The organism is Eubacterium segne (assembly GCF_014287775.1).
Lineage (GTDB): Bacteria > Bacillota > Clostridia > Lachnospirales > Lachnospiraceae > Eubacterium_G > Eubacterium_G segne.
Map to the genome: position 1 here is coordinate 1 of NZ_JACOOZ010000006.1, position 13,416 is coordinate 13,416.

The window sequence follows — 13,416 nt, forward strand, 5'->3', positions numbered from 1 at the left end:
AAAAGAAGAGGGAATAAGCAATATAATAGAGGAAAATGGTGTGAAAGAGTAAATTCCGTTTATGTAAAAGTAAATTCCACTGTACAGTGGGAGAGTGGAATTTAAAATTTCATTTTAGGAAGATTTCGAATTTGCTATTTTACTGTTGACGTAAAAAGGTTTAGATGTTATAGTTATATAGCAAAGAGAGGTCTTTTTTTTTTGCTCATATTACAAAAAGTGATAAAAAAAATACTCTCTGGGATGGATTAGATAGAATATAACGGAGGTGAATCTCATGAGAACAAGAATCACATTAGAATGCACAGAATGCAAGCAGCGTAATTACAATACTACTAAGGATAAGAAAACTCATCCGGACAGAGTAGAAACAAAGAAATATTGCAAGTTCTGTCAGAAGCATACATTACACAAAGAAACAAAATAGTTTTTTGGGAGGTAGAAACATGGCAGAAGCTAAAGCTAAGAAGAAAAGCTCTAAAACTAAGAGCTGGTGGACAGGTCTTAAAGCTGAATATGCAAAGATTATCTGGCCTACAAAGGCTTCTATAGTAAGACAGAGCGTTGTAGTAGTTATAATCACAACTATTCTTGGTATCCTCATTGGCATGATTGATCAGCTGATACAGTTTGGTCTTGATAAGATTATTGGATAATATAAGAATATAAGAGGTGATTAGATGTCAGAAGCAAAATGGTATGTTGTTCATACCTATTCAGGATATGAGAACAAAGTTAAAACTAATATCGAACAGTCAATTGAAAACAGAAAATTGCAGGATCAGATATTAGAAGTATCAGTTCCAAAACAGGAAGTGGTAGAATTGAAGAACGGCAAAAGAGAAGTTACTGAGAAGAAGCTTTTCCCTGGATATGTGCTTATTAATATGGTTATGAACGATGACACATGGTATGTAGTAAGAAATACCAGAGGTGTTACAGGTTTCGTAGGACCAGGATCTAAGCCGGTTCCTCTTACAGCAGAAGAAATGGCTACTTTAGGTATTAAGACCGAAAGAGTCAATATTGATTTTGCGGAAGGGGATATGATTACTGTTATTGGAGGCGTATGGACAGGTACTGCAGGTACTATTAAGCGTATTGACGATAACAGACAGACAGTCACAATTAACGTGGACATGTTTGGAAGAGAAACTCCGGTAGAACTTAATTTCTCCGAAGTTAAAAAGATGAATTAAGACCATTTAAATATTGGTTTTAAGATAAAAGAAGAATGTTTCGTGGTGGCCACGAAGCAGTGGGAGGGATTCCCGATAATACCACAATAGGAGGTGCCGAAAAATGGCAAAGAAAGTAGAAGGTTACATTAAATTGCAGATTGAGGCTGGAAAAGCAACACCAGCTCCACCAGTTGGTCCAGCACTTGGACAGCATGGATTAAACATCGTTCAGTTCACAAAGGACTTCAACGCAAGAACAGCTGATCAGCCGGGAATGATCATTCCTGTTGTTATCACTGTTTACCAGGACAAGAGTTTTAGTTTTATTACAAAGACTCCACCTGCAGCAGTTTTATTAAAGAAAGCCTGCAAGATTCAGAAGGGTGCAGGAAACTCAATTAAGGAAACAGTTGCAACAATTTCAAAAGCTGATTTACAGCAGATTGCAGAAACAAAGATGAAGGATTTAAATGCGGCAACAGTTGAGGCTGCTATGAGCATGGTCGCAGGTACTGCAAGAAGCATGGGAATCAAGGTTGAAGACTAATTTTCGTAAATGAAGGCATTGTTATCATACAATTGCATGAAACATTTTCGAAATGGCAGAGTCTGAGGAAGATTCTACTATAATAAAAATGAATTGAAAAGAACGTGGGAGGTATATCCGTTATTACCACGAGGAGGTTTAAATGAAGAGAGGTAAGAAGTATATTGAGGCAGCAAAGAATATTGACAGAGCTGCACAGTATGATACAGAAGAAGCGATTTCTTTAGTAAAGAAATCAGCAGTTGCAAAATTTGATGAAACAATAGAATGTCACATTAGAACAGGTTGTGACGGACGTCATGCAGATCAGCAGATCCGTGGTGCCGTAGTTTTACCTAACGGTACAGGTAAGGAAGTTAAGGTTTTGGTTTTCGCTAAGGGAGCAAAGGCTGACGAAGCTTTAGCAGCAGGAGCAGATTTTGTTGGAGCAGAAGAATTAATTCCTAAGATTCAGAACGACGGATGGTTTGATTTCGATGTGGTTGTAGCTACACCTGATATGATGGGTGTTGTTGGTAGACTTGGTCGTGTTCTCGGACCAAAGGGCTTAATGCCTAACCCAAAAGCAGGTACAGTAACAATGGATGTTACAAAAGCTATTGCTGATATCAAAGCAGGTAAGATTGAGTACAGACTTGACAAGGCTAACATCGTTCACGTTCCTGTTGGAAAGGCTTCATTTACAGAAGAACAGTTAACACAGAACTTCGAAGCGCTTATGGGTGCTATTATGAAAGCTAAACCGGCAGCAGTTAAGGGTGCTTACATTAAGTCAATCACTGTTACATCAACAATGGGACCTGGTGTAAAGGTTAACGTTTCAAAAATTGTTAACGCATAATTTATTTATGTAACTTGTTACTGATATGCTTCATGTTTATTGAAGCATATCAGTTGACAATATAATAATAATGTGCTATTATGCACAAGTGGTTAAAAACCAATTGCCGAAGACAGTAGGTTTTGCATATGATTCATATGTGAAGTAAGCATTAACATCGCCTACCGAGGGAGTTATTTATATATGACTATTAGTACCTCTCTGTTTTCGCAGGGAGTTTTTTTATGAATAAGTTCGGCGAATGAAGGTTGCAGACCTAAAAAAAATAAGGAGGCAAGACATTCATGGCAAAAGTAGAGTTAAAGAAACCTATCGTAGAAGAGATTTCAGAATTACTCAATGGTGCAGCTACAGCAGTTGTAGTTGACTATCGTGGACTTACTGTTGCACAGGACACAGAGCTTCGTAAACAGTTAAGAGAAGCAGGCGTTGTATACAAAGTATACAAGAACACTATGATTAATTTTGCAATCAAAGATACAGAATTTTCAGATTTAGCTCAGCATCTTGAAGGACCTACAGCTATCGCAGTTTGTAAGGATGATGCTACTGCAGCAGCAAGAGTTTTAGTAAACTTTGCAAAGGGTGCAGAAGCATTGGAAGTTAAAGGCGGTGTAGTTGACGGTGTTTACTATGATGCAGACGGTGTAAAGCAGATTGCATCTATTCCATCAAGAGAAGTACTTCTCTCAAAATTACTTGGATCTATGCAGTCACCAATTACAAACTTCGCTCGTGTTATTAAGCAGATTGCAGAACAGAACGAAGAAGCAGCTCAGTAATTAGTTGTATGAGCAATTACGGATTATGAGTCCGCACAAGAATTAAAAGAATAAAATGGAGGAATTTACAATGACAACAGCAGAAATCATTGAAGTAATCAAAGGATTAACAGTATTAGAATTAAATGACCTTGTAAAGGCATGTGAAGAAGAATTTGGAGTATCTGCAGCAGCAGGTGTTGTAGTTGCAGCAGCAGGTGGAGATGCAGCAGCAGCTGAAGAAAAGACAGAATTTGACGTTGAGTTAACAGAAGTTGGAGCTCAGAAGGTTAAAGTTATTAAGGCAGTTAAGGATGCTACAGGTTTAGGACTTAAGGAAGCTAAGGAAGTTGTTGACGGAGCACCTAAGGTTGTTAAGGAAGGAATTTCTAAGGAAGAAGCTGAAGCTCTTAAGAAGCAGTTAGAAGAAGTTGGAGCAACAGTAACTCTTAAATAATTAATTTGTTTAAATGGAGACAGGCATTTGTATTTAATACATAATGTCTGTTTTCTTTTGAAAATATATTCTATTGATAATATTGAGAAAAAATAACTGGAGAGGTCTGATGGCTTATAGCTGACTCAGGCGCCGAAGGTGTAAGACTGGAAGTACAGTCGATCTCTCAGGCAAAAGGACAGGAGGAAAAAATGAAACAGTTTACAGAGTTTTTAGGTCAGGTAGATAACTTTGTTTGGGGAGTACCGCTTATCGTACTCATTTTATCAGCAGGTATCTACCTTACTTTTCGTTTGAGACTTATACAGGTAATACATTTACCTAAAGCTCTTAGATTTATGGTTAAAAACGAAGATGAAGGTGAAGGTGAAGTTACAAGCTTTGGGGCATTGTGTACAGCACTTTCAGCAACTATTGGAACAGGAAATATCGTAGGTGTAGCCACAGCTATTGGCGTTCTTGCCGGTGGACCGGGAGCTTTATTCTGGATGTGGTTGGCAGCCTTCTTTGGAATGGCAACAAAGTACTCTGAAGGATTTCTTGCAGTAAAGTATAGAAAGATAGACGAAGATGGTCATGTGCTTGGCGGACCATTTTATTACATTGAAAACGGTATGGGGCGTAATTGGAGATGGCTTGGAAAAATCTTTGCTTTCTTTGGGGCGTGTGTAGGTTTGTTTGGTATAGGTACATTTACACAGGTTCAGGGTATTGCATCAGCCGTACAGGGATTTTTTGATCCTAATAAGGCACATACTGTAAGCATATTTGGAGCTGAATATTCATATGCAATTGTTGTTTCGGCAGTAATTCTTGCACTTTGTGTAGGCTTGGTGGTAATTGGCGGCATTAAGAGAATTGCCAGTGTATCACAGATAATTGTTCCGTTTATGGCAGTTATTTATGTAGTTGCAGCTTTGGTACTTATTATAGCTAATATTGAAAATGTTCCGGGAGCTTTTGTTGAAATATTTGAAGGAGCATTTGGCGTTAAACCCGTTGCAGGTGGTGTTCTTGCCTCTATTGCAATTGCAATGCAAAAAGGTGTTGCAAGAGGTATTTTCTCCAATGAGTCAGGACTTGGTTCTGCACCTATAGCAGCTGCAGCAGCTCAGACTAAGGAACCTGTAAGACAGGGACTTGTTTCAATGACAGGTACATTTATTGATACAATAATTATTTGTACAATGACAGGTTTATCAATTGTAATGATGGGAACATGGGCAGATAAGAGTCTTGAAGGCGTTCAGGTTACAACTGCAGCATGGCAGAAGGGATTATATTTCCTTCCGGGAGATGTGGCATCATTTATATTAATGATTTGTCTTGTGTTCTTTGCTTTTACTACTATTCTTGGATGGAATTATTATGGTGAGAGATGTCTTGAATATCTCTTTAATGGAAGCAAAGGTGCTGTAAAGGTTTACAGATGGCTTTATATTTTGGCAGTATTCATTGGACCTTATATGACAGTTGCAGCAGTTTGGACTATAGCTGATATCTTTAACGGACTTATGGCAATTCCAAACATAATTGCTTTGTTTGCATTAGGTGGTGTAGTGGCAAAGGATACCCGTGAGTACCTTAAAAAGAATAAAGAATTATAATTAACATTAAACAAAATTAAAATATTATACATGAAAAGAGTCAATTGTTTTTAAATGGTTGACTCTTTTTACATTTAGTGGTATAGTAAAATTTGCTACGCGCATACAAGGGGGTTAGTGCGCCCTTTTAAGAGCAAAAATGGCAGTTTTTTACTAAGAAAACGCTTTAAAAACTAATAAAATAAAGTTTATGTAGCTAATTAATTAACAAAATAAAGACAAGGAGTGAAACGTCGATGGAAAAGAACAGAATTCGTCCTGTAAAAGCGGGAAAAGGCATCAGAATGAGCTATTCCAGACAAAAAGAAGTGCTTGAAATGCCTAACCTTATTGAAGTTCAGAGAGATTCATATGAATGGTTCCTGACATCAGGTCTTAGAGAAGTATTAGATGATATTTCTCCAATTGAAGATTACGGACAGAGCTTAAGCCTCGAATTTGTTGATTTCAAATTGTGTGAAGATGAAAAGAAATACACAATCGAGGAATGTAAGGAAAGAGATGCAACATATGCTGCACCTTTGAAGGTAAAAGTAAGACTTCATAATAAGGAAACCGGAGAATTTACAGAACATGAGATTTTCATGGGAGATTTACCTCTTATGACAGCAACAGGTACATTTGTAATCAATGGTGCTGAGCGTGTTATCGTAAGTCAGCTGGTGCGTTCACCTGGTATCTATTATGTTATCGGACATGATAAGGTTGGTAAGGAATTATATACTTCACAGGTTATTCCTAACCGTGGTGCATGGTTAGAATATGAAACAGATTCTAATGATGTATTTTATGTTCGTGTTGACAGAACAAGAAAAGTACCGGTTACAGTTCTTATTAGAGCTTTAGGTGTTGGAACAAATGCAGAAATCACTGAATTATTTGGTGAAGAAGAGAAACTTACTGCTACATTTGAAAAAGACCAGAGTGACGATTACGAGAGCGGACTTCTTGAGTTATACAAGAAAATCCGTCCGGGCGAGCCTTTAAGTGTTGACAGTGCGGAATCAATTATTACAGGAATGTTCTTTGACGCAAAGAGATATGATCTTGCAAGAGTAGGACGTTATAAATATAACAAAAAATTAGCATTTAAGAATCGTATCACAGGTCATGTATTAGCAGAGGATGTTATAGACATGACTACAGGTGAGGTTATTGCGGAAGCAGGAACTACAGTTACAAAGGATTTAGCTGTAAAGATTCAGAATGCTGCAATTCCATCTGTTATGATTCAGACAGATGTTAAGAATGAAAAGATACTTTCAAACCTTGCAGTAGATATTAATGCCTATGTTGACTTTGACTGCAAGAGTCTTGGAATTTTAGAAGATGTATATTATCCTGTTTTGGCAGAAATCCTTGAAGAAAATGATTCAGAAGAAGATTTAAAGGATGCCATTAAGAGACGTGCTCATGAATTAGTTCCAAAGCACATTACTAAGGAAGATATTCTTGCTTCTATTAACTACTTACTCAACTTAGAGTATGGTATTGGTACATCTGATGATATTGACCACTTAGGAAACAGACGTATCCGTGCAGTTGGCGAGTTACTTCAGAACCAGTATAGAATAGGTCTTTCAAGAATGGAAAGAGTTGTTCGTGAAAGAATGACAACTCAGGATCTTGAAGGAGTTTCACCACAGACATTAATTAACATTAAACCTGTAACAGCTGCTGTTAAGGAATTCTTTGGAAGTTCCCAGTTGTCACAGTTTATGGATCAGAATAACCCACTTGGTGAGTTGACACATAAGAGACGTTTATCAGCCTTAGGACCTGGTGGTCTTTCAAGAGACCGTGCCGGATTCGAGGTTCGAGATGTACATTATACTCACTATGGAAGAATGTGTCCTATTGAGACACCTGAAGGACCAAACATCGGTCTTATTAACTCATTTGCATCTTTTGCCAGATTAAATGAGTACGGATTTATTGAAGCACCATATCGTGTTGTAGATAAATCAGATCCTGAAAATCCAAGGGTAACAGATGAAGTTGTTTACCTTACAGCTGATGAGGAAGATAACTACACAGTAGCACAGGCTAACGAACCTTTAGATGAAGAAGGACACTTTGTAAACAATAATGTATCAGGACGTTTCAGAGAGGAAACATCACAGTTTGACAAGAAGAGAATTGACCTTATGGACGTTTCTCCTAGAATGGTATTCTCAGTTGCTACATCCATGATTCCTTTCTTACAGAACGATGATGCTAACCGTGCCCTTATGGGATCTAACATGCAGCGTCAGGCAGTTCCTCTTATGACTACAGAAGCTCCTGTAGTTGGTACGGGAATGGAAGGCAAGGCAGCTGTTGACTCAGGTGTATGTGTTGTTGCAAAACGTGCAGGTGTAGTTGAAAGATCTACATCTAAGGAAATCACATTAAGATATGATGATAACGGTGAGAAGGAAACATACAAACTTCTTAAATTCCAGAGAAGTAACCAGAGTAACTGTTATAACCAGAGAGCAATCGTATTTAAGGGTGACCATGTAGAAGCCGGTGAAGTTATTGCCGATGGTGCTTCCACATCTAATGGTGAAATCGCTCTTGGTAAGAACCCGCTTATTGGATTTATGACATGGGAAGGTTACAACTACGAGGATGCCGTACTTCTTAGTGAAAGATTAGTACAGGATGATGTTTATACATCAATTCATATAGAAGAATACGAAACAGAGGCAAGAGATACCAAACTTGGACCTGAAGAAATTACAAATGATGTTCCGGGCGTTGGTGATGATGCAAGAAAAGACCTTGATGAAAGAGGTATCATAAGAATTGGTGCTGAAGTAAGAGCAGGGGATATTCTTGTTGGTAAGGTTACACCTAAGGGTGAAACAGAACTTACACCGGAAGAGAGACTTCTTAGAGCAATCTTTGGAGAAAAGGCAAGAGAAGTAAGAGATACATCCCTTAAGGTTCCTCACGGTGAGTCAGGTATCATTGTTGATGCTAAGGTATTTAAGAGAGAAAACGGTGATGAATTAGCACCTGGTGTTAATGAATCAGTTCGTATATATATTGCACAGAAGAGAAAGATTTCCGTTGGTGATAAGATGGCTGGACGTCATGGTAACAAGGGTGTAGTTTCAAGAGTATTACCTGTTGAAGATATGCCATTCCTTCCAAACGGACGTCCACTTGATATCGTGCTTAATCCATTGGGCGTACCTTCACGTATGAACATAGGTCAGGTCCTTGAAATTCATTTAAGTCTTGCTGCAAAGGTATTAGGTTTCAATATTGCAACACCTGTATTTGATGGAGCAGACGAGTATGATATTATGGATACCCTTGAGCTTGCAAATGATTATGCAAACACTGAATGGGAAGACTTCCAGGCTAAGTATAAGGATACATTAAGACCTGAAGTTATGGAATATTTAGAAGAACACCTTGACCATAGAGAAGAATGGAGAGGGGTTCCTATTAACAGAGATGGTAAGGTAAGACTTAGAGACGGTAGAACAGGTGAGTATTTTGACAGCCCTGTAACAATCGGATTCATGCATTACTTAAAACTCCATCACTTAGTAGATGATAAGATTCATGCACGTTCAACAGGTCCTTACTCATTAGTAACTCAGCAGCCACTTGGTGGTAAGGCTCAGTTCGGTGGACAGAGATTTGGTGAAATGGAAGTTTGGGCATTAGAAGCTTATGGTGCATCATACACATTACAGGAAATCTTAACAGTTAAGTCTGATGACGTTGTAGGACGTGTTAAGACTTACGAAGCAATTATTAAGGGTGAAAATATCCCTCAGCCGGGAATTCCTGAATCATTCAAGGTTCTTATTAAGGAACTTCAGTCATTGGCATTAGATATTAAGGTATTAGATGAAAATGATGAAGAAGTTGAATTAAAGGAAAGCGTTGATTACGGTGAAACAAACTTCAATGCAATCTTAAACAGCGATAAGAATTTTAGTGGAAATAAGGAAGATAGTCAGGCATTTGAACAGGCAGGCTTCCAGACACAGGAATTTGTAAATGATGAACTCCAGACAGTTGATGCTTCAGGAGAGGTATTTTCTGACGGAGAAGAAAATTAAAAGAAGGGAGATTGATCATGGCAGACATGAATGTTAGTGAACAGGCAGCATTTGATAAAATTAAAATTGGTCTTGCATCACCTGAGAAAATCAGAGAATGGTCAAGAGGCGAGGTAACAAAGCCGGAGACAATTAACTACAGAACTTTAAAACCTGAAAAAGATGGTTTGTTCTGTGAGAAGATTTTCGGACCAAATAAGGATTGGGAATGTCATTGTGGTAAATATAAAAAGATCAGATATAAAGGCGTAATTTGTGACAGATGTGGTGTTGAAGTTACAAAGTCAAGTGTACGTCGTGAACGTATGGGTAGTGTAGAACTTGCTACACCTGTATCACATATCTGGTATTTTAAGGGTATCCCTTCAAGAATGGGACTTATACTTGATATTTCACCTAGAGTTTTAGAGAAGGTATTATACTTCGCGTCATATATCGTACTTGACCCAATGGATACCACATTGGAGTACAAGCAGGTATTGTCAGAGAAGGAATATAGAGAAGCTTACGAAGAATTTGATGGCAAGTTCAGAGTAGGAATGGGTGCTGAAGCAATAAAAGAATTGCTTCAGGCAATTGACCTTGATAAAGAAGCAGAAGCATTAAAGCAGGAACTTTTTGAAGCGACAGGTCAGAAAAAGGCAAAAATCGTAAAGAGATTAGAGGTGCACGAAGCATTCAGAAATTCAGGAAACAGACCTGAATGGATGATCTTAGATGTTATACCGGTAATTCCACCTGATATCAGACCTATGGTACAGTTAGACGGTGGTAGATTTGCCACATCTGATTTAAATGATTTATACAGAAGAATCATTAACAGAAACAATCGTCTTAAAAGACTTCTTGAACTTGGAGCACCTGAGATTATTGTAAGAAACGAAAAGAGAATGCTTCAGGAAGCTGTTGATGCATTAATCGATAATGGAAGACGTGGCAGACCTGTAACAGGACCTGGTAACAGAGCACTTAAGTCACTTTCAGATATGCTTAAAGGTAAGCAGGGACGTTTCCGTCAGAACTTACTTGGTAAGCGTGTTGACTACTCAGGACGTTCAGTTATCGTAGTAGGACCTGAACTTAAGATTTATCAGTGTGGTCTTCCAAAGGAAATGGCAATTGAATTATTTAAGCCATTTGTAATGAAGGAATTAGTAGCAAACGGCACAGCACATAATATTAAGAGTGCTAAGAAGATGGTGGAAAGACTTCAGACAGAAGTTTGGGATGTACTTGAAGATGTAATTAAGGAACATCCGGTTATGCTTAACCGTGCGCCGACACTTCATAGATTAGGTATTCAGGCATTTGAACCGGTATTAGTAGAAGGTAAAGCTATTAAGTTACATCCGTTGGTATGTACAGCTTTCAACGCCGATTTCGATGGAGACCAGATGGCTGTTCATCTTCCACTTTCTGTGGAGGCACAGGCTGAATGTAGATTCTTATTACTTTCACCTAACAACCTTCTTAAGCCGTCTGATGGTGCGCCTGTAGCAGTCCCTTCACAGGATATGGTACTTGGTATTTACTATCTGACAATGGATAAGATGGTAGATTACACCGGAGATGCTGAAAAAGAAGCAATGGCTGGTGAAAAGGTATATCAGTCTGAAGAAGAAATTAAGAAAGATTTAGATGATGGAATAATTAAAACATCGGATATAATCAGATATCAGGCAGATGACAGAGTTGTTATTTCAGAAGCGTTAGATGTTATGGGACGTTATTTCAGTAGCGTTGCCCAGGCAATTATTGCATATGAAAATGGCGATATTTCACTTCATCAGAAGATTAAAATTAAGAGAAAAGTATTTAACGGAAAAGGTGAAAAAGTAGAAGGTGTTATTGACACTACTTTAGGAAGATGTCTTTTCAATGAAATACTTCCTCAGGATTTAGGATTTGTTAAGAGAGAAAAAGATGAAGATTATCTTAGATTTGAAGTTGAGTTCCATGTAGGAAAGAAAGGGTTAAAGCAGATTCTTGAGAAGGTTATTAATAACCATGGTGCTACAAAGACTGCAGAGGTTCTTGATAATATCAAGGCTATGGGTTACAAGTTCTCCACAAGAGCTGCCATGACAGTTTCAATTTCAGATATGACAGTACCGGCTGCTAAGAAGCAGATTTTAGCAGATGCAGAAAAGACTGTTGATAAGATTACAAAGCACTTTAGAAGAGGTTTCTTAACAGACGAGGAAAGATATAAAGAAGTAATTGAAACATGGCAGGATGCCGATAATAAGATTACCAGCGCACTTCTTGGTGGCCTTGATAAGTATAACAACATCTTTATGATGGCTGATTCAGGTGCCCGTGGTTCTGACAAGCAGATTAAACAGCTTGCCGGTATGCGTGGTCTTATGGCAGATACAACAGGTAAGACTATCGAACTTCCTATTAAATCGAACTTCCGTGAAGGTCTTGACGTTTTGGAATACTTTATTTCTGCCCATGGTGCCCGTAAAGGTCTTTCTGATACAGCTCTTCGTACAGCCGATTCAGGATACCTTACAAGACGACTTGTTGACGTATCACAGGATTTAATTATCCGTGATGTTGACTGTTGTGAAGGCAAGGCTATTCCTTATATGGAAATTGAGTCATTAATGAACGGAAATGAAGTTGTAGAAAGCCTTGAAGAACGTATAACAGGCAGAACCGCTGCAGAGACAATGTATGACGCAGAGGGTAATGTTATAGTAAAAGCAAACCATATGATTACACCTAAGAGGGCAGCTGCAATTGTTGCAACAGGTGTTACAAAGGTTAAAATAAGAACAATTCTTACATGTAAATCTCATATAGGTGTTTGTGCTAAGTGTTACGGTGCAAACATGGCAACAGGACAGAGAGTACAGGTAGGTGAAGCTGTTGGTATTATTGCCGCTCAGTCAATTGGTGAGCCTGGTACACAGCTTACAATGAGAACCTTCCATACAGGTGGTGTTGCCGGTGACGATATTACACAGGGTCTTCCTAGAGTAGAAGAATTGTTTGAAGCAAGAAAGCCAAAGGGACTTGCAATTATTGCAGAATTTGGTGGTAGAGCTGAAATCAAGGAAACTAAGAAGAAACGCGAAATTATTGTAACAAACGATGAAACAGGTGAGTCAAAGGCTTACTTAATTCCTTATGGTTCAAGAATTAAGATTCTTGATGGAACAATACTTGAAGCCGGTGATGAGCTTACAGAAGGTAGTATTAATCCACACGACCTCTTAAAGATTAAGGGACTTCGTGCAGTACAGGATTATATGATTAGAGAAGTTCAGAGAGTATACCGTCTACAGGGTGTTGATATCAACGATAAGCACGTTGAGGTTATCGTTAGACAGATGCTTAAGAAAATTAAGGTGGAAACAGCCGGTGATTCAGAGTTCTTACCGGGAACAACAGTGGAAGTTCTTGATTTCAATGAAGTAAATGAGAAGTTAGTAGAAGAAGGCAAAGAGCCTGCAACAGGTACACAGATTATGCTTGGTATCACAAAGGCATCTCTTGCTACAAGCTCATTCCTCTCAGCAGCTTCATTCCAGGAGACAACAAGAGTTCTTACTGAAGCAGCTATTAACGGTAAGGTTGATCCACTTATCGGTATCAAGGAAAATGTACTTATTGGTAAGTTGATTCCGGCAGGTACAGGAATGAAGAGATACAATTCTGTAAGACTTTCTACAGATAACAGAAATACAGTTCTTTCAGAGGATGATGTTTTAGAATTATCAGAAGGTGATGAGGAAACAACAGCTGAAGGAGAAACACCGGCAGAAGAAAACGGTGAGGTAAATACTTCAGAAGAAGTAGTTACTGTTTCAGAGGATGTCGAAAGCACTGATGCTACAGAAGAGTAAAATCAGATATATTAATATATAAAAGACAGTTCGTAACCATCCTGTCTATAAACAAAACTAGGGAACCTATATTATTAATTTATATAAGAATTAATATA

At 38.3% G+C, this 13,416-nt stretch carries 10 protein-coding genes, 1 riboswitch and 1 other annotated feature; all 10 genes read left to right on the plus strand.

Annotation, left to right across the window (positions count from 1 at the left end; translation table 11 throughout):
- Positions 1-277: 277 nt before the first annotated feature.
- Positions 278-427, plus strand: a complete 150-nt coding sequence (rpmG, locus tag H8S00_RS08975) for a 50S ribosomal protein L33 (RefSeq protein ID WP_021952244.1) — start codon at positions 278-280, stop codon at positions 425-427.
- A gap of 19 nt (positions 428-446) precedes the next feature.
- Complete coding sequence (secE, locus tag H8S00_RS08980; RefSeq protein WP_021952245.1) at positions 447-656, plus strand: preprotein translocase subunit SecE; 210 nt, start codon at positions 447-449, stop codon at positions 654-656.
- Positions 657-680: 24 nt separating this feature from the next.
- Positions 681-1,199 carry a transcription termination/antitermination protein NusG gene (nusG, locus tag H8S00_RS08985; protein ID WP_021952246.1) on the plus strand — a complete coding sequence of 173 codons (519 nt, stop codon included), beginning with the start codon at positions 681-683 and terminating at the stop codon, positions 1,197-1,199.
- A 103-nt stretch (positions 1,200-1,302) separates the two neighbouring features.
- Positions 1,303-1,728 (plus strand): 50S ribosomal protein L11, encoded by a 426-nt coding sequence (gene rplK / locus H8S00_RS08990; RefSeq protein WP_118589405.1) that lies wholly within the window; start codon positions 1,303-1,305, stop codon positions 1,726-1,728.
- Between the two features lie 142 nt (positions 1,729-1,870).
- Positions 1,871-2,569, plus strand: coding sequence for a 50S ribosomal protein L1 (gene rplA, locus H8S00_RS08995; RefSeq protein WP_021952248.1), 699 nt, complete (start codon positions 1,871-1,873; stop codon positions 2,567-2,569).
- Positions 2,570-2,657: 88 nt separating this feature from the next.
- Positions 2,658-2,801, plus strand: a sequence feature (ribosomal protein L10 leader region).
- Between the two features lie 52 nt (positions 2,802-2,853).
- Positions 2,854-3,351 (plus strand): 50S ribosomal protein L10, encoded by a 498-nt coding sequence (gene rplJ / locus H8S00_RS09000; RefSeq protein ID WP_118589404.1) that lies wholly within the window; start codon positions 2,854-2,856, stop codon positions 3,349-3,351.
- A 70-nt stretch (positions 3,352-3,421) separates the two neighbouring features.
- Positions 3,422-3,787, plus strand: a complete 366-nt coding sequence (rplL, locus tag H8S00_RS09005) for a 50S ribosomal protein L7/L12 (RefSeq protein ID WP_021952250.1) — start codon at positions 3,422-3,424, stop codon at positions 3,785-3,787.
- Positions 3,788-3,873: 86 nt separating this feature from the next.
- A riboswitch (glycine riboswitch) is annotated at positions 3,874-3,979 on the plus strand.
- Positions 3,979-5,394 (plus strand): alanine/glycine:cation symporter family protein, encoded by a 1,416-nt coding sequence (locus tag H8S00_RS09010; protein ID WP_186840440.1) that lies wholly within the window; start codon positions 3,979-3,981, stop codon positions 5,392-5,394. It overlaps the preceding riboswitch by 1 nt.
- 236 nt (positions 5,395-5,630) lie before the next feature.
- The gene (gene rpoB / locus H8S00_RS09015; RefSeq protein WP_186840441.1) at positions 5,631-9,461 is read left to right on the plus strand and encodes a DNA-directed RNA polymerase subunit beta; all 3,831 of its coding nucleotides are present in this window, start codon (positions 5,631-5,633) and stop codon (positions 9,459-9,461) included.
- A gap of 17 nt (positions 9,462-9,478) precedes the next feature.
- On the plus strand, positions 9,479-13,318 hold the full coding sequence (gene rpoC / locus H8S00_RS09020; protein ID WP_118589401.1) for a DNA-directed RNA polymerase subunit beta': 3,840 nt from the start codon (positions 9,479-9,481) through the stop codon (positions 13,316-13,318).
- Positions 13,319-13,416: the final 98 nt, after the last annotated feature.

Coding starts and splice junctions, on each gene's coding strand:
- rpmG (WP_021952244.1), top strand. CDS start 278: ATGAGAACAAGAATCACATTAGAATGCACAGAATGCAAGCAGCGTAAT.
- secE (WP_021952245.1), top strand. CDS start 447: ATGGCAGAAGCTAAAGCTAAGAAGAAAAGCTCTAAAACTAAGAGCTGG.
- nusG (WP_021952246.1), top strand. CDS start 681: ATGTCAGAAGCAAAATGGTATGTTGTTCATACCTATTCAGGATATGAG.
- rplK (WP_118589405.1), top strand. CDS start 1,303: ATGGCAAAGAAAGTAGAAGGTTACATTAAATTGCAGATTGAGGCTGGA.
- rplA (WP_021952248.1), top strand. CDS start 1,871: ATGAAGAGAGGTAAGAAGTATATTGAGGCAGCAAAGAATATTGACAGA.
- rplJ (WP_118589404.1), top strand. CDS start 2,854: ATGGCAAAAGTAGAGTTAAAGAAACCTATCGTAGAAGAGATTTCAGAA.
- rplL (WP_021952250.1), top strand. CDS start 3,422: ATGACAACAGCAGAAATCATTGAAGTAATCAAAGGATTAACAGTATTA.
- H8S00_RS09010 (WP_186840440.1), top strand. CDS start 3,979: ATGAAACAGTTTACAGAGTTTTTAGGTCAGGTAGATAACTTTGTTTGG.
- rpoB (WP_186840441.1), top strand. CDS start 5,631: ATGGAAAAGAACAGAATTCGTCCTGTAAAAGCGGGAAAAGGCATCAGA.
- rpoC (WP_118589401.1), top strand. CDS start 9,479: ATGGCAGACATGAATGTTAGTGAACAGGCAGCATTTGATAAAATTAAA.